The following is an 18203-nucleotide window of genomic DNA, read 5'->3' on the forward strand; positions in this document are numbered from 1 at the left end:
TAATCAGCACTCTTAAATCAATTCTTTAGCTACTAAATGCTTTACTTTTTCAAAAGGTTCCGCAACAAAATGAGCTCTATTTTTTATTTTTTCTGGAAAACGAATATGGTATTCAAATTCTTCTCTAAAATGACGGATCGCCGCTGCCACTGGCCAAGCTGCTGCGTCACCCAAAGGACAAATTGTATTTCCTTCAATTTTACTTTGAATACTCAAAAGCAAATCAATATCTTCTTCCCGACCGTGACCATTTTCTATGCGATGCAATACTTTTTCCATCCAACCTGTTCCTTCACGACAAGGGGAACATTGTCCACAGCTTTCATGGTGGTAAAAACGAGAGAAATTCCAAGTATTACGAACAATGCAAGACGTATCGTTATAAACAATAAATCCTCCTGAACCTAACATCGAACCCGTTGCAAATCCGCCATCACTCAATGATTCATAAGACATTAAACGATCTTCACCGTTTGCTGTTTTATAAATTAAATGTGCCGGTAAAACAGGAACAGAACTTCCTCCCGGTACAAAGGCTTTTAATGGTCTATCAGAACTCATTCCGCCTAAATACTCATCAGAATTCATGAATTCATACACACTTAAACCCAACTCAATTTCGTAAACACCCGGGTTTTTAATATGTCCTGATGCCGAAATTAACTTAGTCCCCGTAGAACGACCGATACCAATTTTAGCATATTCTGCCCCCGAATTGTTAACAATCCACGGCACAGCGGCTATAGTCTCTACGTTATTTACCACTGTTGGATTAGCCCAAAGTCCTGAAATTGCAGGAAATGGTGGTTTGATACGAGGATTTCCTCTTTTTCCTTCTAAAGATTCAATCAGAGCCGTTTCTTCTCCACAAATGTAAGCTCCAGCACCACAATGAACATAAAGTTCTAAATCGTAACCTGAACCTAGTATATTTTTTCCCAAAAATCCCGCAGCTTTTGCTTCGTTGATGGCTCTTTCTAATATTTTATAAACCCACATATATTCTCCACGAATGTAGATATACGATAGGTTTGCTCCTAATGCATAACTAGAAGTAATCATTCCCTCAATCAATAAATGAGGAATAAATTCCATCAAATACCGATCCTTGAAAGTTCCTGGCTCTGATTCATCCGCATTACAAACTAAATGCCGTGGTTTACCTGATTTTTTATCAATAAAACTCCATTTCATTCCTGCTGGAAATCCAGCACCACCACGACCACGCAACCCCGAAGTTTTCACTTCTTCGACTACCTCGTCAGGTGTTAATGTTTTTAAGGCTTTTTCTACTGAAGCATAACCTCCGTTGGCACGGTACACTTCATAGGTTTTAATTCCCGGAATAGTTACTTTGTCTAATAATATTTTATGTGACATATTATATATCGTGTAGTATTATTGTATCGTTCTTGCAATCTTCAATTAACTGATCTACTTTTTCCTTTGTCAAGTGTTCTTTGTAAAAATCACCTAATTGCATCATAGGCGCATAGCCACAAGCTCCTAAACATTCTACGCCTCTTACTTCAAAAAGACCATCTGGAGTAGGCTCACCTACTTTTACACCTAGCTTTTCGCAAGTATAATCCATTAAATCTTCTACTCCATTCAAACAACATGGTGAAGTTTGGCAAAATTCAAACATGTATTTCCCAATTGGTCTTTGATTGTACATGGTGTAAAATGAAACTACTTCATAAACCTCGATTGGTTTTATTTGAATAATTTCAGCTACTTTATCCATCAATTCGATACTCAACCAGTTTTCATGAGCATCTTGCACTTCATGCAAAACCGGCAATAAAGCCGATTTTCTTTTGTCTTCAGGATAATGACTGATTAACTCATTGATGCGAGACATCAACGCTTCAGTCATGTTTATTTCTTGTTTGTAATGTGTTCTTTCCATTTTTCTTTTAAATCTGAAATCTAAAATCGTTAATCAGCAATCTTAATTCGTTAAGCGTCTAACTCTCCTGCAATAACATTTAAACTCGACAAAATAACAATCGCATCTGAGAGCAAAGCTCCTTTAATCATTTCTGGATACGCTTGATAGTAAATAAAACAAGGTCTACGGAAGTGCAATCGATAAGGAGTACGGCTTCCATCAGTTACCAGATAAAAACCCAGCTCTCCATTGCCACCTTCTACAGGATGATAAACTTCGGCGACAGGGACAGGAACCTCTCCCATTACAATTTTAAAATGATAAATCAAGGATTCCATATTATGGTAAACATCTTCTTTTGGAGGAAGGTAATAATCGGGTACATCAGCATGGAAATCATTTCCTTCCGGCATTTTAGCTAGTGCTTGTCGGATGATGCTTAAACTCTCCCAAACTTCGGCATTACGAACACAAAAACGATCGTACGTATCTCCCGATTTCCCCACAGGAATAATAAAGTCAAAATCTTCGTAAGAGGAATACGGTTGCGATACTCGAACATCATAATCAACTCCTGCAGCACGTAAATTTGGACCTGTAAAACCATAAGCCATAGCTTGTTCAGCAGTTATTGCTCCCACATTTACCGTTCTATCAATAAATATTCTATTTCTTTCGAATAAGTTTTCAAATTCCTTCCAAGCTGCTGGAAATTCTTCTAAAAACGTGTTTAGTAATTCAAATGCCTTCGGTGACCAATCTCTTTCGAAACCACCAATTCTTCCCATATTGGTTGTCAAACGAGCTCCACAAATTTCTTCATAGATTTCGTAGACTTTTTCTCTAAATTGAAACACGTATAAAAACCCCGTGTAAGCACCTGTATCCACACCAAGGATCGAATTACAGATAATATGATCCGTGATTCTTGCCAATTCCATTACTATAACTCTTAAATACTGCGCTCGTTTAGGAACTTCAATATCCAACAATTTTTCTAACGTCATCCACCAACCCATATTGTTTATAGGTGAAGAACAATAATTCATTCTGTCCGTAAGTGGCGTGATTTGGTAAAAAGGACGATTTTCAGCAATTTTTTCGAAAGCTCTATGAATGTACCCAATAGTTGGCTCTGCTTCCAGAATTCTTTCTCCATCCATCAACAAGATATTTTGAAAGATACCATGTGTAGCTGGGTGTGTTGGCCCTAAATTCAAGATCGAAAGCTCGCTTCCATCTTCATTTAGTTGGGCTGCAATTCTTTTAGCATAGCGATGCTCTGGTGGTAATAATAGTTCTGACATTTATTTAATGTGAAAAATTATAATAGTGTGTGTTTTTAATAATTGTCGGTTGTTCTTCCAAAGAAACGATCATCTTTATCCGTTCTTCCGCTATCTTCCATCGGGAATTCTTTTCGCATCGGAAAAGAAATCATTTCATCCATATTCAAAATACGTTTCAACTGTGGATGTCCTATGAAGTTTATTCCGTAAAAATCGTACGTTTCTCTTTCCATCCAATTAGTACTCAAGAAAATATTTGATATTGTTTTTATTTCTGGGTTTTCGCCGTTGATATATGCCTTGATTTTAATCCTTTTGTTTTCGTACCAATTGTGCAAATGATATACGACCGCAAATTGATGATCTACATCATTATCAGGATAGTGAATACCACACAAATCAGTCAAAAAATGAAAACGCAATAGCGGGTCGTTTTTCAAAAAAAGGATTACTGCAGTGATGTTATCAGCTGCTACTTCAAATGAAAAAATGTCTTTTTCCTGATTGAAATCCGAAACAGTTGAACCAAATGTTTCCGTTAGTTTATCTTGAATTTGTATTGTTTCTAAAGCCATTATTTATTTGATGTTATAAGAAGCTAATAATTCTTGGTATTCAGGTGAACTTCTTCTTCTTACAGATTCAGTTCTCACTAATTCCTGTAATTTCATAACACCATCGACTATTTGTTCTGGTCTTGGAGGACATCCAGGGACATACACATCTACTGGAATTACCTTGTCTATACCTTGTAAAACGGAGTAAGTATCAAAAATTCCACCAGATGAAGCACAAGCTCCCACGGCAATAACCCACCGAGGCTCTGACATTTGCTCATAAACCTGACGTAAAATTGGCGCCATTTTTTTCGAAATTGTCCCCATTACCATTAACATATCCGCTTGACGAGGAGAAAAACTTACACGCTCCGAACCAAATCGTGCCAAATCGTAATGTGAAGCCATTGTTGCCATAAATTCAATGCCACAACAAGATGTTGCAAACGGTAATGGCCACAATGAATTTGCACGAGCCATTCCCACAACATCATTTAGTTTAGTAGCGAAAAAACCTTCACCAACAACACCTTCTGGAGGGGCAACCATATTTATATTTGAATCACTCATATTACTTTTAGATTTAAGATTATACATTTTAGCTTGAAAATACTAAAATCGAAATCATTACTTATCTTTTTTACTGCCGATTTGAGAAATCTGAAATTCAAACACTCAAATCATAATTTACTACTCCCACTCTAAGGCTTTCTTCTTGATGATGTAGAAAAAACCCACCAAAAGCAAAAGCATAAAAATTACCATTTTTACCATTCCTTCCATTCCCAACTCCTTGAAATTTATTGCCCATGGATAAAGAAAAATCACCTCAACATCAAACAAGACAAATAAAATCGCAACAAGAAAATATTTCACTGAAAATGGTATTCTAGCATTTCCAACAGACTCAATACCGCATTCGAAGTTTTTATCTTTGTTTTCAGAAGAACGTTTAGGACCTAATTTTCCTGAAACTATTATCGTTCCCACAACAAATCCTACAGCTAAAATAAACTGCATTAAAATAGGAATATAATTTAATTGATCGGATTGCATATAATGGTTTTTTTTGAATAAGAATAAGCGGCAAAGATACCCTTCAAATTATTAAATAACAATTAAAACTGAGAAATACATAGCCACTACATCGATGTAAATTTACAATTTTTATTTATTATAAATAAGAAACGACGGTTCTATTAAGATGTGTTTAACGTTTGTAGAATTTAACAACACTAATAAATTGCAAGATTTTAGACCTTTTAGGATCGAAATAAAACAAAAAAAACGTTTCGAAATAAATCGAAACGTTTTACACATTCTTAGACAAAAAATAAATTTTCTGCTTAGATAACTGCTACTTTCGCAGCAACTTTTCCTTTTCTTCCTTCTTCTTCTTCATAGCTAACTCTATCACCTTCGCGCAATTCTTCCGCGTTGATTCCTGATGCATGAACAAAAATGTCTTTTCCTGTTTCTTCGTCTGTAATGAATCCGTAACCTTTAGATTCATTGAAAAATTTAACTGTACCTGTACGCATTGTAATTGTAATAATAATTTATAATGAGGCAAATGTAATATTTAATATAATACGAAATACTATCTTATGTTTTTATTTTGCAAAAATATTGATATTCAACGTTTTCTAACAAATTTTACCGATAAACAACCATTAAACTAATTTAATATGAAGCTCTTTCAGCTGCGATTCATCAATTTTAGATGGAGCATCAATCATAACATCTCTTCCAGAATTATTTTTTGGAAAGGCAATAAAATCACGAATGGTTTCCTGTCCACCCAAAATTGCGACCAATCTGTCCAGTCCAAAAGCCAAACCACCGTGAGGTGGCGCGCCAAACTGAAAAGCATCCATCAGGAATCCAAATTGTGCTTTGGCCTCTTCCTCGGTGAAGCCTAGATATTTAAACATTAATTGCTGTGTAGCCTTATCGTGAATACGAATAGAACCTCCGCCTATTTCATTTCCATTCAAAACCATATCATAGGCATTCGCACGAACGCTGCCTGGATCGGTCTCCAATAAGTGCATGTCTTCCGGTTTAGGAGACGTAAACGGATGATGCATCGCATGGTAACGACCGCTTTCCTCATCAAATTCCAACAATGGAAAATCAACAACCCAAAGTGGTGCAAATTCTGCTGGATTTCTCAAGCCTAATCGTGTTGCTAATTCCATGCGCAAAGCACTTAATTGGGAACGGGTTTTATCAGCTGGACCAGAAAGCACGAACATCATGTCGCCTGGTTGTGCACCAGTAATCCTTGCCCAATTACTTAAATCCGCTTGGTCATAAAATTTATCTACTGATGATTTGTAAGTACCACCTTCATTGCATTTTACATATACCATTCCTGACGCACCTACTTGAGGACGCTTTACCCAATCAATCAAGCTATCAATTTCCTTACGAGTATAATTACCAACTCCTGGAGCGGCAATTCCAACCACTAGTTCCGCAGCGTTAAATACAGGGAAATCCTTGCTTTTAGCCACGTCATTCAATTCTCCAAATTCCATTCCGAAACGAATATCTGGCTTATCATTACCGTATGTTTTTATAGCATGTTCGTAGGTCATTCTTGGAAATTTATCTACTTCAATACCTTTTATTTCTTTTAGCAAATGGCGGGTCAATCCTTCAAAAACATTCAATATATCTTCTTGTTCCACGAAAGCCATTTCGCAATCTATTTGCGTGAACTCTGGTTGTCTATCCGCACGTAAATCTTCATCGCGGAAACACTTCACGATTTGGAAATATTTATCCATTCCACCCACCATCAACAATTGCTTGAACGTTTGTGGAGATTGTGGTAACGCATAAAATTGCCCTTCATTCATTCGAGAGGGAACAACAAAATCTCTGGCTCCCTCTGGAGTAGACTTAATTAGGTACGGCGTTTCTACTTCACAAAAATCTAAATCCGAAAGATACTTACGTACTTCCATTGCTACTTTATGACGAAAAAGCAAACTGTTTTTTACTGGATTTCTTCTAATATCGAGGTAACGGTATTTCATTCGGATGTCTTCGCCACCATCCGTCTCATCCTCGATTGTAAATGGCGGCGTTAAAGCAGCATTTAGAATATTCAATTCCGTTACTAAAATTTCAATATCACCCGTGGTCATGTTTTTATTTTTAGCTTCACGCTCAATAACAGTCCCTTTAACTTGGACAACGAATTCGCGTCCCAAAGTTTTTGCCAATTCAAATACTTCTTTATTGGAGCGACCTTCGTCAAAAATCAATTGCGTAATTCCATAACGATCGCGCAAATCGACCCAATTCATAAATCCCTTATCTCGAGATTTTTGAACCCAACCGGCAAGTGTAACTTCTGTATTAATGTGTGAGGCATTCAATTCGCCACAGTTATGACTTCTATACATGTTCTGAATTTTAGATTATTTTGTCCTTTGGACACGATTGCAAATTTAGGACTAATTATGAATAATGAATTGCGAATTCACAAATTTTAGTGATTGGTTTTATCGCCTAATTTATTTCGAATGTTAAATTTCATTCCAATGTTACTAAATTGTTAACTAAAAGTTTTTTTATTGTAAAATACTTTTTATATTTGTTAAGCTAATATGAACTTAAAAATCCAAACAACATGAAAAAATATATAATACTAACCGCAATTTTGTTTACGGGCGTACTGTTTGCTCAAGAAAACAATCCAAAACTAGAAATTGTAGGACAGATGGTAAAAACGACGTACTATTTTGAAAATGGAAAAATTCAACAAGAGGGATTCTTTAAAAACGGAAAACTGGAAGGTACTTGGGTCTCCTACGACACCAATGGAAACAAAAAGTCTGTAGGTAATTATGAAAATGGCACAAAAACTGGAAAATGGTTTTTCTGGAGCGGAAACAATTTAAACGAAGTAGATTATTCTAACAGTAGAATTGCATCGGTTAAAACTTGGAAACAAGATGCCTTGGTAAACAACTAAAAAAAACCTTCTTAAAATACATAAAAAGCTTTCGTTCATTCGAAGGCTTTTTTTGTTTGTACTATTTTGATTGGCAAATCTGAGTGGAACAAAATGAGCATTTTTGATCTGACGAATAGTACGGAAAACAAAGTTCTAATTTGGTCGTAACAGGTAACTTAAACCTCCTTATCAATGACTAAACTGTTTCGACTTTGTCATAATAGGCCTGAACTAATTCCTTCATTTCGGCATCCCATTAAAAATCAAATTTGGGATTTCTTGGTAGTTATATGCCTTGATTTATATAGTGATTGTTTTTAAAAGTTAAGGATGAATTCAATCCTAGAAAAACATAGAGAATACAACAGTGTTGACCACAAAAAAGTATTGTACTATTTGTTTTAGGATACAAAGGTAATTCTTGTCTTTTGCCAACCAAACCACTGATTTCCCCTCCTTAATTTTGTTGTTTATTAGCAAACATATCAATAAACACGTTACTTTTTGGAAATATTATTGCTTTCAAAACACTTTGCTTTAACCTACTTTAATCCTTTTAAATTAAATTGCTTTTCCGTAGTATCATAGTCACTTTTTTTTGTAGTTTTTTTCATTGTGGCGGACCCAAGATTGATAAAAAAAATATTGGTTGTAAAATTATTCCGCTAGTAAACAATTGTTTCCAAAGATAAAAGATTAACAATTAAAGCAATTACCTATATAAATTTCATCTAAAGAGTCTCAACTCCCATTTAACAAAGAAGTTGAAGCAATCCTTTTATTAGACAAAGAGCTACAGAAGCAATCTCAAAAATTTCAAAGAACCATTTAAAGAAAATTTGAGTTGGACGAATTGCCTACAAAATTGCAAGGTTAATATAAATTGAGTTTTGCAGAGTTCATTAAAGAACTCGCAAAAATGAAAATAAAATTGAGTTTGTATCAGGAATCAGAATGGAAAGACCAATTTATCCTTGTAAGCAAAAAAGTACTAAAGCTTAAATCTCAAATTGATGCCACAGATAAAGCTAGTGATAAAATGGTTTATGAATTGTACAGTTTGAGTAAAGAGAAGACTGGGATTGTAGAGAAAAGTTAAAAACTCATTTGCATTGTGAATAAGTCATCCTGATTTTATTAACAAATATTCACAACCTTTACCAAATAGAAATTACTAACCATGGGCGGAATATCAACCAGTGTAAAAGAACAAATTCAAAAACTTACCGCTAGAGGAATGGAGTTGGATTATGGCATTGAAAAAACAGAAGAAATATTATTAGATATTGGCTATTACCGACTGGGGTTTTACTGGAATCCTTTTGAAATTGACGGTAAACATAATTTTAAAGAAGGTACTAAATTTTCAGATGTTGTAAATTTATATTATTTGGATGTTGACTTAAAAACAATTTTAGGCAAAGCTTTAAATCGAATAGAAATAAATTTAAGAACACAGATAATTTACAATGTTTCAAATGAGTTTCCGTTACTACCGACTTGGTTTGCGAGCAAAAGGGTAATGCAAAGTAAGTTTGTTGATGAATTTCCGAAGTTTTATAATGACAAATTTAAAGACAAAAATAAATCAATAAAAAAACACCATAGTAACTATCCTAATGATCTTTATGCTCCAGCATGGAAAACATTGGAATTCTTATCCTTTGGCAGTATTTACACCATATTTTACTCGCTAAAAGACGAAAAATTAAAGCGAAAAATTTCGAGTTATTACGGCATTAATTCAGTTCACACTTTACAAAATTTTTTGCAAACGATAATTTTTGTACGTAATATTTGCGCTCATAGTGGTTTGTTATACGATTCCAACACACCAAAAGAAATAAGCACAACGCCCTTTTTTAAATTCAACAATAATAACAAGCATTCACTAGATTCATCTATAAAAGTTATTTTATATTTTCTCGAAAGGATTTCAGCTAATAGAAAAAAAATCATTGAACAGGAAATCGATAGCCTTTTTGATAGCTATCAAAATAATGATGTCGTGATGAAAATTATTACAGAAAAGATAGGATACAGAAAAAAATAAGTTAAAAGTCTTTTTTTAACTGTGCCTTTTTTATACTTTTGTATTCATAGTGCCCAACTATTCATCACGCTTTAGTGCCTGCACTCAAAAATAGTAAACATAACCCAGACTTGCTCTGGGTTTTTTTATGGCATAAAACAACCATATTAACCTTAAACAAAACTGTTCTATTTGTAATTATGTTTGATTAAAAACAATGTAGATAAATTGAGATTGAAAAAAATTAAATCAATAATAGCCACCCTTAAAAAGCAAAAAACCTCTTAATCAAAAGATTAAGAGGTTTTTAAGTACCCGGAGCCGGAGTCGAACCGGCACGGTTTCCCACAGGTGTTTGAGACCAGCGCGTCTACCAATTCCGCCATCCGGGCTTAGCAGACCTGAAATAGCGACAGCTATTTCAACGCAATAAAAGAGATGATTGTGTTTAAATCAACCATCAATTCCTTTAACACGGTGCAAATGTAAAAAATAATATTAAATGTTCAACTAAAAATACTTAATTTTTTCCTTTCAGAGTTGAATAAATTTTATAAATTTGCACCTCGTTAAAAATACAACACACAACTAACTACATTCGAGGCAAATACAAACAACAGGCCGATACAAAATCTAAAAGCCACCTTGTTTGTAGCAAATCGGAATAAAAACAACAAACTAAATGTCACACCTAGAACCAGAAGCTAAAATTTTTGCTTGTTCACAAAGTGTCTATCTTGCTGAGAAAATAGCAAAGGAATACGGAATTCCATTAGGGAGAATCACCATGTCAAAGTACAGCGACGGGGAATTTCAACCTTCGTACGAAGAATCTATAAGAGGATTGCGCGTATTTATTGTTTGCTCTACTTTTCCAACAGCAGATAATTTAATGGAAATGTTACTAATGATTGATGCTGCAAAACGTGCTTCGGCAAGACACATTACGGCAGTAATCCCATACTTCGGTTGGGCAAGACAAGATAGAAAAGACAAGCCAAGAGTTCCGATAGGAGCTAAATTAGTAGCCAATTTGTTAGATGCTGCAGGCGCAACAAGAGTAATGACCATGGATTTGCACGCCGATCAAATTCAAGGATTCTTTGAAAAACCGGTAGACCATCTTTTTGCCTCGACTATATTTTTACCTTATGTGAAAAGTTTAGGTTTAGACAATTTAACGATTGCTTCACCAGACATGGGAGGATCAAAAAGAGCGTATGCCTATTCTAAATTTTTAGAATCGGATGTGGTTATCTGTTACAAGCAAAGAAAAGAAGCTAATATTATCGATACCATGGAATTAATTGGTGAGGTAAAAGGTAGAAACGTAATCTTAGTCGATGACATGATTGATACCGGAGGCACTTTGGCGAAAGCCGCTGATTTAATGATCGAAAAAGGAGCATTAAGCGTAAGAGCGATCTGCACCCACGCTATTTTATCAGGAGACGCCTACGAAAAAATAGAGAATTCTAAATTATTAGAATTAATAGTTACCGATTCAATTCCGTTAAAGAAAGAATCAAACAAAATAAGAGTGTTGAGTTGTGCACCACTTTTTGCTGAAGTAATGCACATGGTACACCACAACAATTCCATTAGTGGGAAGTTTATTATGTAATACAAAAGCCTTAAAGTGGAAGGTCATAAAGGATGAATTCTTAACTTTCTGACACTTAAAGCAATTAACAAGTAATAATATTTATTAACTATATTTTTTTTACAATGAAATCGATTACAATTAAAGGATCAGAAAGAGAAAGCGTGGGTAAAGTTGCGACTAAAGCCCTACGTAATGCTGGATTGGTTCCTTGCGTATTATACGGAGGAAATCAGGCAGTTCATTTCTCAGCAGAAGTTATGGCTTTCAAAAACTTGGTTTACACTCCAAACGCTCACACAGTTGAGATCGATCTTGGAAAAGGAAAATCATTTAACGCAATTTTACAAGACATTCAGGTTCACCCGGTGTCTGACAAGATTTTACACATTGACTTCTTTCAATTATTTGATGACAAAGAAATCACTATGGAAGTTCCTGTTAAAGTTGTTGGAACCTCTAAAGGTGTTCTTGCAGGTGGTGTTTTACGTTTGAACACGCGCAAACTTAAAGTAAAAGCTTTACCAAAAAATCTTCCAGATTTTATTGAAGCTGACATTACTCCGCTTGAAATGGGGAACAAATTGTACGTTACTAAATTAGCTAACGACAACTACAAATTAATCCACCCTGAGAATACGGTTGTTGCTCAAGTAAGAATCTCTCGTGCCGCTATGAAAGCAGCTCAAGAAGCAGCCAAAGCAGCGAAAGCTCCAGTAAAAGGAAAGAAAAAATAATATTTTTTCCTTCAAATCTAAAAGCATCAGTTCTTCAACTGGTGCTTTTTTTATGCTTTATACTTAAATATGTTCTAATAGCTTTAAAAATTAGGAGCACCCATTTTCGTTTTTACCACAACAATTGTCCCGCTTTTCGTTGCAATCTTTTTGCACGCTGAAAAAGCGAGCAAAAAGGATTTTCACTACAATCTGGGCTATGCTACACTTTTTTTATTCTTATGGTAATTCCTTCCCAACATCTGGAAATTATCTAATTATGTAATAGTCAAATCATCTAATTAAGTTTACTTTTGCAGCATGATAAAATGGATTTCAAGTTTATTCTCATCGACAAAAACAGAGGACACTACAGCTAATATGAAACCAGAGGTTCATGAACACAAAAAAAACAATATAGAAAGCGTGAGTAATAAATTTTTAATAGTTGGACTTGGTAATATAGGCGCTGAATACGTCAATACAAGACACAACATCGGATTTAAAATAGTGGATTTCTTAGCCAAAAAAGAAGGAATCCATTTTGAAACTGTCAAACTAGGCGCACTAGCCAAGTACTCCTTCAAAGGCAGAACTTTTCTACTCTTGAAGCCTAATACATACATGAATTTAAGCGGCAAAGCGATTAAATATTGGATGGATCAGGAAAATATTGCCCTAGAAAATATTTTAGTAATTACTGACGATCTGAATCTCTCTTTTGGAACCGTTCGCATCCGGCAAAAAGGGAGCGATGGCGGACACAACGGCCTTAAAAACACCAACCTCGTTCTCAATACCCAGCAGTATGCGAGATTCCGCTTTGGTATCAGCGATGAGTTCAAAAAAGGAAAACAAGTAGATTATGTGCTTGGCGATTGGGATGATACCGAAAAAATAGCCCTTCCAGAAAGACTAGAAGTAGCATCAGAGATCATAAAATCTTTTGGAACCGCAGGATTAGAAAATACCATGACTGCATTTAACGGAAAATAAAAAAGTCTTAATGTTCATCGAAAAGAAAAATTATTTAATTTTATGCCAGAATAGCATTTTTAACTTTATACCAATCACCTACTTGCGTAGAAAAATACAACCATAATCCTACTTAGGATTCTCACATTAATGGAACTAATTTCCTTAAATAAAAAACACACTCACACCATGAAAAAAATTACTTTTCTTTTAGTATTAACCCTCCATTTTATGTTCAGTGCTGCTTTTGCTCAGGTCAGTAATACACAGGAGGTAATGCTTTTTGGCAAAAAGAAAGTAATCAAAGCAGGCTCCATAATTCGATGTGCCACCACGGAATATGAAGACTATTTGAAATCTAAAAATCCTAATAGATTGTCTACTACCGAATTTGAGCAGTGGATTGCGCCAAAAGTCAACTTAGAAAAAAACAAACAAGCAAATTCGTCTAAAGCATTTAAAACAAATGCTGTGATAACCATACCTGTAGTTGTTCACATAATTCATAATGGAGACCTATTAGGTGCTGATGAAAATATATTTGATGAGCAAGCAACTTCTCAAATTCGGGTGCTAAATGAGGATTTTAGAAAAAAAATAAACACTCCAGGCTATAACACCAATCCCGTAGGAGCCGATGTAGAAATTGAATTTGCTCTAGCAAAACGAGATCCTGCAGGCGTTTTGTCAAACGGAATAGACCACGTAAATTTAGAGCAAGAAAGCTGGTCTACAGATGACATAAATACTATTGTCAAACCACAAACGCAATGGGATCCCGAAAAATATTTAAACATTTGGGTAGTAAAATTTACGAATACAGAACTTTTGGGGTATGCACAGTTTCCAAGTGCATCTGGACTGTCGGGGATAAGCGCAGATTCTGGATCAGCTGCTACCGATGGGGTCGTGATTGGGTATGCTTTTTTTGGATCATCCAGCTACTTCCCTGGCGGAACGTATGTAACAAATTATGATAAAGGACGAACTACCTCACATGAAGTAGGACATTGGCTTGGCCTAAGACACATTTGGGGAGACGGAGGCTGCGGTGTTGATGATTTTTGTAATGACACCCCCAATGCAGGACAAGCAAATGAAGGCTGCCCAACAGGTGTTGATTCCTGTCCCGCTTCTCCTGGCTTAGACATGATTGAAAACTATATGGACTACACCAATGATGCTTGCATGAACATATTTACGGCAGATCAAAAAACGCGTATGATAACCGTTATGAATAATTCCATAAGAAGAGCGGTTTTAAAAACCTCTGATGCGCTTATTCCAGGCGTTGTATTTGCCAATGATGCCGCTACAATTGTTCTAAACTTAAATATCATTCCTTGCAGCAATTCCTTTATTCCTGTTATCAAAATAATCAACAAAGGAAGCGCCCGATTAACTGCTGCTTCAATCACTTACGGAGTTGACAATGCGAACTTGCAAACGTACAATTGGACTGGCAATCTTGCCAACAACGAATCGCAAAACATCACCTTAAACAACGTGACTACAAGTGGAGGAAATCATAATTTCACTGCAACTATCACAAGCGCAAATGCAACTACGGATCAAAATTCGAATAACAATAGCAATACGGTAAATTTTGATATTACGAAAAACTACGGTACTAACACGGTCATATTTTCATTACAACTAGACCGTTTTGGAACAGAAACCACCTGGGAACTTACTAATGCAACAGGAACTAAACTGTACCAAGGTGGTCCTTATACTGACACGCCAACAAACAGTCCACTTCCCGCGCCCATAAAAACTAGTTTCAACCTACCTAATAATGGCTGTTATACTTTTACTATTTTCGATACTGAAATGGATGGTATTTGTTGTGATTACGGAGTTGGTTTTTATACGTTATCGACACCATCAGATGAAATTATAGCCACTGGTGGAAAGTTTGGCGAAGTAGAGTCTAAAAGTTTTATAATTGGATCACTAGCTACAGCCGACATAACAAACGCAAAATCAGTCTACTTGTATCCCAACCCCACTTCAAATATATTGAATCTTGTTGTTGAAAATAAATTAGAAACTCCAGAAGCCTATACCATTATCAATAGTTTAGGTCAAATCATAAAAACAAAAAAGATAGAAACGGAGGAGGATCTGCGCATAAACGTTTCCACGTTGTCTCAAGGTATTTATTTTTTAAAATTATCTAAAAATCAAGCCGAAACAAGCACAGTTAAGTTCATTAAGAAATAAAATAACATCTAATTAACTAAAAAGGATTGAAGTTTTCAATCCTTTTTTAGTTATATCAATTGGATACCTTAAATTTGCGCTATTATAAAACACTTGCTTTGAATATTTTTCATTCTATAAACGATTTCAGTTCCACAAAAAAAACAATTATAACGTTAGGAACCTTTGATGGAGTTCACATTGGTCACAAAAAAATTCTGGAAAGAGTAATTCAAAACACTGATAATGAAAAATACGAAAGCTTAGTGCTTACTTTTTTTCCGCATCCCCGAATAGTTCTACAAGAACATTCGGACATACAATTGCTAAACACCATCAATGAAAAAATAGATTTACTAGAGAAAATCGGCATCGAAAACCTTGTCATTCATCCTTTTGATGAAACATTTTCAAGATTGACTGCCGAGGAATTCGTAAAGACGATTCTTGTAGATCGCTTTCACATCCAGAAAATAATTATTGGTCATGACCATAGATTTGGAAGAAATCGAACAGCAAACATTGATGATCTGATTGCTTTTGGAAAACAATATGATTTTGAAGTTGAACAAATATCGGTTCAGGAAATCAATGACATTTCCGTGAGTTCAACCAAAATTAGAAATGCGTTATTGGACGGAGACATGACTTTGGCCAATGAATATTTAGGTTATGATTATTTCCTAACTGGAAATGTTATTCAAGGAAAACAACTCGGAAGAACGATTAATTTTCCAACAGCCAACTTAAAAATCGAAGAAAACTACAAATTGATTCCCAAAAACGGAGTGTACATTGTAAAAAGTATATTGGACCAAAAAACTGTTTTTGGAATGATGAATATTGGATTCAACCCAACAGTTAATGGAGATGTTCAGTCTATTGAAATCCATTATTTCGATTTTGACAAAGACATTTACAACAAATCTATTTGTGTTTCAATACTAAAAAGAATTCGTTCCGAACAAAAATTTGAATCGGTTGACCTCTTAAAAGAGCAACTACAAATAGACAAAAAAAACGCACTTGCCTTTATAAACACTTTGTAATTTCTCAATAAATTCTTTCGTTTTTTGATAAAAAATTCCCTTTTTTTATTTAATTTTGAGTGTCACACATTTTTTATCTAAAAAAAATGATTTTTCAACTTTTAAAACCAGCTTTATGAAAATACCGAAAGAATTAGTAAATGGATTCATTATAGTAGTAGGCATTGGAATTTATTTCTTAATAATGGAACTTTTGGGTCTAGCAGATATTTATCTTTTGCGCCTTTTCAACGTCCTGTTTATTTTTTATGGTACGCATAAAACACTTGAGGAAAATTTTGCTCAAGGGAAAAGGATACTGGTTTCTAATTCCGTTTCCGCACTATTCACAGCATTAACAGGAGTCTTTTTAAGCATTATTGCACTAATTATTTACAGCTATTCTAGAGGTGGAAATGCCTACATTGCATCATTGTCCAGAACGTTTTTATTTGGAGGTGATCCATCTATAATGAGTTATTCCATCTCCTTATTATTTGAAGGAATTGTTTCCGCGGTAATTGTTACCTTTATGCTTATGTTATACTGGGATACCCGTTATACCACAGACAAACACAATACAAAATCTTAAATTAATTCATCCTTAGTCATTTTTTAAAAAAACTTCGTAAAAGCAATATCAAAGTCTTTTACGAGGTTTTTTTATTTATTTATAATTATGAATTAATCCTGTTTAATTAAAAACAGCTTTTTTTAATACAAAAACACTTGTACATCCCTATATAATTATAGCTGAGTAAATTTTTATACTGGGCTTTTCAATACTATTGCATTGGTTCTTTAGAACAATTTAACTACTTTTGACGCATCATAAAATCGTATCGATGAGCATTACAAAACACAACTGGACCAAAGAAGAAATTATCGCACTATACAACAAACCTATGATGGACTTGCTTTATGAAGCAGCTTCAATTCATAGAGAACATCACGATCCTAACGTGGTTCAAGTTTCAACTTTACTATCTATAAAAACAGGTGGATGTCCAGAAGATTGCGGGTATTGTCCGCAAGCAGCACGGTATCATACTGACATTGAAGGAAATGATCTAATGTCTGTTAGTCAAGTAAAAGCACAAGCTTTACGCGCAAAATCAAGTGGTTCGTCTCGTGTTTGTATGGGAGCAGCATGGAGAAACGTAAAAGATGGCCCTGAATTTGATCAAGTTTTAGAAATGGTTCGTACCATTAACAAACTAGATATGGAAGTGTGCTGTACCCTTGGGATGATCACTGAAAACCAAGCACATCGATTGGCCGAAGCTGGTTTGTATGCCTATAATCACAATTTAGACACCTCTGAGGAATATTATAAAGAAGTTATTTCGACACGCGGATTTGAAGACCGCTTGCAAACCATAGCCAATGTTCGTAAAACGAATGTTACCGTTTGTAGCGGTGGTATCATTGGAATGGGAGAAAGCATCGAAGACAGAGCAGGAATGCTAGTGGCGCTTTCTACATTAAATCCACAACCTGAATCAGTTCCAATTAATGCCTTGGTAGCCGTGGAAGGAACTCCAATGGAAGAAGAAAAACCAGTTGAAATATGGGAAATGATCCGAATGGTAGCCACTACCAGAATCATCATGCCGGAAACCCAAGTTCGTTTATCTGCTGGCAGAATGAACATGAGCCGCGAAGGTCAGGCCATGTGTTTCTTTGCTGGAGCCAATTCTATTTTTGCTGGTGATAAGTTGCTTACAACTCCAAATCCTGACGTAAACGAAGACATGAAAATGTTTGAAATGTTAGGTTTAAATCCTCAAAAACCATTTACAAAAGTTTCTCAACCGCAAACCGTTGAAGCTGAAAATTCTCAATTTGCTCCACTTGGTGAAAAACCAAAATGGTCCAGACCCGGACATACTATCGAAAAAAACATTGAGGCTTCTGCTAAAGGAAAATAA

General features: G+C 35.2%; 18 protein-coding genes and 1 tRNA gene. 10 read left to right on the forward strand and 9 right to left on the reverse strand.

Annotated elements, in window-relative coordinates; genetic code table 11:
- Positions 1-12: 12 nt before the first annotated feature.
- The 8 genes from nuoF to aspS all read right to left on the reverse strand — a co-directional run bounded on the left by nuoF (position 13) and on the right by aspS (position 7159).
- Positions 13-1380: an NADH-quinone oxidoreductase subunit NuoF gene (nuoF, locus tag BUA03_RS01215; protein ID WP_066079386.1), complete on the reverse strand. Its 1368-nt coding sequence runs from the start codon at positions 1378-1380 to the stop codon at positions 13-15.
- Between the two features lies 1 nt (position 1381).
- On the reverse strand, positions 1382-1912 hold the full coding sequence (locus BUA03_RS01220; protein ID WP_066079382.1) for a complex I 24 kDa subunit family protein: 531 nt from the start codon (positions 1910-1912) through the stop codon (positions 1382-1384).
- Between the two features lie 50 nt (positions 1913-1962).
- Positions 1963-3201 carry an NADH-quinone oxidoreductase subunit D gene (locus BUA03_RS01225; RefSeq protein ID WP_066079380.1) on the reverse strand — a complete coding sequence of 413 codons (1239 nt, stop codon included), beginning with the start codon at positions 3199-3201 and terminating at the stop codon, positions 1963-1965.
- A gap of 35 nt (positions 3202-3236) precedes the next feature.
- Positions 3237-3758, reverse strand: a complete 522-nt coding sequence (locus BUA03_RS01230) for an NADH-quinone oxidoreductase subunit C (RefSeq protein ID WP_066079377.1) — start codon at positions 3756-3758, stop codon at positions 3237-3239.
- Between the two features lie 3 nt (positions 3759-3761).
- The gene (locus tag BUA03_RS01235; protein ID WP_066079375.1) at positions 3762-4310 is read right to left on the reverse strand and encodes an NADH-quinone oxidoreductase subunit B; all 549 of its coding nucleotides are present in this window, start codon (positions 4308-4310) and stop codon (positions 3762-3764) included.
- A 120-nt stretch (positions 4311-4430) separates the two neighbouring features.
- Entirely contained in the window at positions 4431-4796 is a 366-nt protein-coding gene (locus BUA03_RS01240; protein WP_066079373.1) for an NADH-quinone oxidoreductase subunit A, read from the reverse strand.
- 290 nt (positions 4797-5086) lie between these two features.
- A complete protein-coding gene (locus tag BUA03_RS01245; protein WP_007137066.1) occupies positions 5087-5281 on the reverse strand; it encodes a cold-shock protein in 195 nt (64 codons plus the stop codon).
- Positions 5282-5413: 132 nt separating this feature from the next.
- Positions 5414-7159, reverse strand: a complete 1746-nt coding sequence (aspS, locus tag BUA03_RS01250; RefSeq protein WP_066079370.1) for an aspartate--tRNA ligase — start codon at positions 7157-7159, stop codon at positions 5414-5416.
- Between the two features lie 227 nt (positions 7160-7386).
- Here aspS and BUA03_RS01255 point away from each other — a divergent pair, with 227 nt between their 5' ends.
- The 3 genes from BUA03_RS01255 to BUA03_RS01265 all read left to right on the forward strand — a co-directional run bounded on the left by BUA03_RS01255 (position 7387) and on the right by BUA03_RS01265 (position 9766).
- The gene (locus BUA03_RS01255) at positions 7387-7731 is read left to right on the forward strand and encodes a toxin-antitoxin system YwqK family antitoxin (protein WP_066079368.1); all 345 of its coding nucleotides are present in this window, start codon (positions 7387-7389) and stop codon (positions 7729-7731) included.
- Positions 7732-8632: 901 nt separating this feature from the next.
- Positions 8633-8812: a hypothetical protein gene (locus tag BUA03_RS01260; protein WP_066079365.1), complete on the forward strand. Its 180-nt coding sequence runs from the start codon at positions 8633-8635 to the stop codon at positions 8810-8812.
- Positions 8813-8893: 81 nt separating this feature from the next.
- On the forward strand, positions 8894-9766 hold the full coding sequence (locus BUA03_RS01265) for an Abi family protein (protein WP_066079363.1): 873 nt from the start codon (positions 8894-8896) through the stop codon (positions 9764-9766).
- A gap of 291 nt (positions 9767-10057) precedes the next feature.
- On the opposite strand, the gene BUA03_RS01270 is transcribed toward BUA03_RS01265, so the two are convergent.
- Positions 10058-10137 (reverse strand) — tRNA-Leu (locus tag BUA03_RS01270).
- Between the two features lie 290 nt (positions 10138-10427).
- On the opposite strand from BUA03_RS01270, the gene BUA03_RS01275 reads away from it, so the two are divergent.
- From BUA03_RS01275 to bioB, 7 genes are all read left to right on the forward strand, one after another.
- A complete protein-coding gene (locus BUA03_RS01275; RefSeq protein WP_066079360.1) occupies positions 10428-11369 on the forward strand; it encodes a ribose-phosphate pyrophosphokinase in 942 nt (313 codons plus the stop codon).
- A gap of 104 nt (positions 11370-11473) precedes the next feature.
- Positions 11474-12085 carry a 50S ribosomal protein L25/general stress protein Ctc gene (locus BUA03_RS01280; protein ID WP_066079356.1) on the forward strand — a complete coding sequence of 204 codons (612 nt, stop codon included), beginning with the start codon at positions 11474-11476 and terminating at the stop codon, positions 12083-12085.
- 300 nt (positions 12086-12385) lie between these two features.
- On the forward strand, positions 12386-13060 hold the full coding sequence (gene pth / locus BUA03_RS01285; protein WP_066079354.1) for an aminoacyl-tRNA hydrolase: 675 nt from the start codon (positions 12386-12388) through the stop codon (positions 13058-13060).
- A gap of 168 nt (positions 13061-13228) precedes the next feature.
- A complete protein-coding gene (locus BUA03_RS01290; RefSeq protein ID WP_169807439.1) occupies positions 13229-15265 on the forward strand; it encodes a M43 family zinc metalloprotease in 2037 nt (678 codons plus the stop codon).
- Positions 15266-15363: 98 nt separating this feature from the next.
- A complete protein-coding gene (locus BUA03_RS01295) occupies positions 15364-16293 on the forward strand; it encodes a bifunctional riboflavin kinase/FAD synthetase (protein WP_066079612.1) in 930 nt (309 codons plus the stop codon).
- A gap of 115 nt (positions 16294-16408) precedes the next feature.
- Positions 16409-16864, forward strand: coding sequence for a hypothetical protein (locus tag BUA03_RS01300; protein ID WP_066079607.1), 456 nt, complete (start codon positions 16409-16411; stop codon positions 16862-16864).
- Between the two features lie 253 nt (positions 16865-17117).
- Positions 17118-18203, forward strand: a complete 1086-nt coding sequence (gene bioB, locus BUA03_RS01305) for a biotin synthase BioB (RefSeq protein ID WP_066079348.1) — start codon at positions 17118-17120, stop codon at positions 18201-18203.

The organism is Flavobacterium fryxellicola (assembly GCF_900143245.1).
GTDB lineage: Bacteria > Bacteroidota > Bacteroidia > Flavobacteriales > Flavobacteriaceae > Flavobacterium > Flavobacterium fryxellicola.

Coding starts and splice junctions, on each gene's coding strand:
- BUA03_RS01300 (WP_066079607.1), top strand. CDS start 16,409: ATGAAAATACCGAAAGAATTAGTAAATGGATTCATTATAGTAGTAGGC.
- BUA03_RS01245 (WP_007137066.1), bottom strand. CDS start 5,281: ATGCGTACAGGTACAGTTAAATTTTTCAATGAATCTAAAGGTTACGGA.
- BUA03_RS01280 (WP_066079356.1), top strand. CDS start 11,474: ATGAAATCGATTACAATTAAAGGATCAGAAAGAGAAAGCGTGGGTAAA.
- BUA03_RS01260 (WP_066079365.1), top strand. CDS start 8,633: ATGAAAATAAAATTGAGTTTGTATCAGGAATCAGAATGGAAAGACCAA.
- BUA03_RS01240 (WP_066079373.1), bottom strand. CDS start 4,796: ATGCAATCCGATCAATTAAATTATATTCCTATTTTAATGCAGTTTATT.
- bioB (WP_066079348.1), top strand. CDS start 17,118: ATGAGCATTACAAAACACAACTGGACCAAAGAAGAAATTATCGCACTA.
- BUA03_RS01290 (WP_169807439.1), top strand. CDS start 13,229: ATGAAAAAAATTACTTTTCTTTTAGTATTAACCCTCCATTTTATGTTC.
- aspS (WP_066079370.1), bottom strand. CDS start 7,159: ATGTATAGAAGTCATAACTGTGGCGAATTGAATGCCTCACACATTAAT.
- BUA03_RS01275 (WP_066079360.1), top strand. CDS start 10,428: ATGTCACACCTAGAACCAGAAGCTAAAATTTTTGCTTGTTCACAAAGT.
- BUA03_RS01225 (WP_066079380.1), bottom strand. CDS start 3,201: ATGTCAGAACTATTATTACCACCAGAGCATCGCTATGCTAAAAGAATT.
- BUA03_RS01255 (WP_066079368.1), top strand. CDS start 7,387: ATGAAAAAATATATAATACTAACCGCAATTTTGTTTACGGGCGTACTG.
- nuoF (WP_066079386.1), bottom strand. CDS start 1,380: ATGTCACATAAAATATTATTAGACAAAGTAACTATTCCGGGAATTAAA.
- BUA03_RS01220 (WP_066079382.1), bottom strand. CDS start 1,912: ATGGAAAGAACACATTACAAACAAGAAATAAACATGACTGAAGCGTTG.
- BUA03_RS01235 (WP_066079375.1), bottom strand. CDS start 4,310: ATGAGTGATTCAAATATAAATATGGTTGCCCCTCCAGAAGGTGTTGTT.
- pth (WP_066079354.1), top strand. CDS start 12,386: ATGATAAAATGGATTTCAAGTTTATTCTCATCGACAAAAACAGAGGAC.
- BUA03_RS01265 (WP_066079363.1), top strand. CDS start 8,894: ATGGGCGGAATATCAACCAGTGTAAAAGAACAAATTCAAAAACTTACC.
- BUA03_RS01230 (WP_066079377.1), bottom strand. CDS start 3,758: ATGGCTTTAGAAACAATACAAATTCAAGATAAACTAACGGAAACATTT.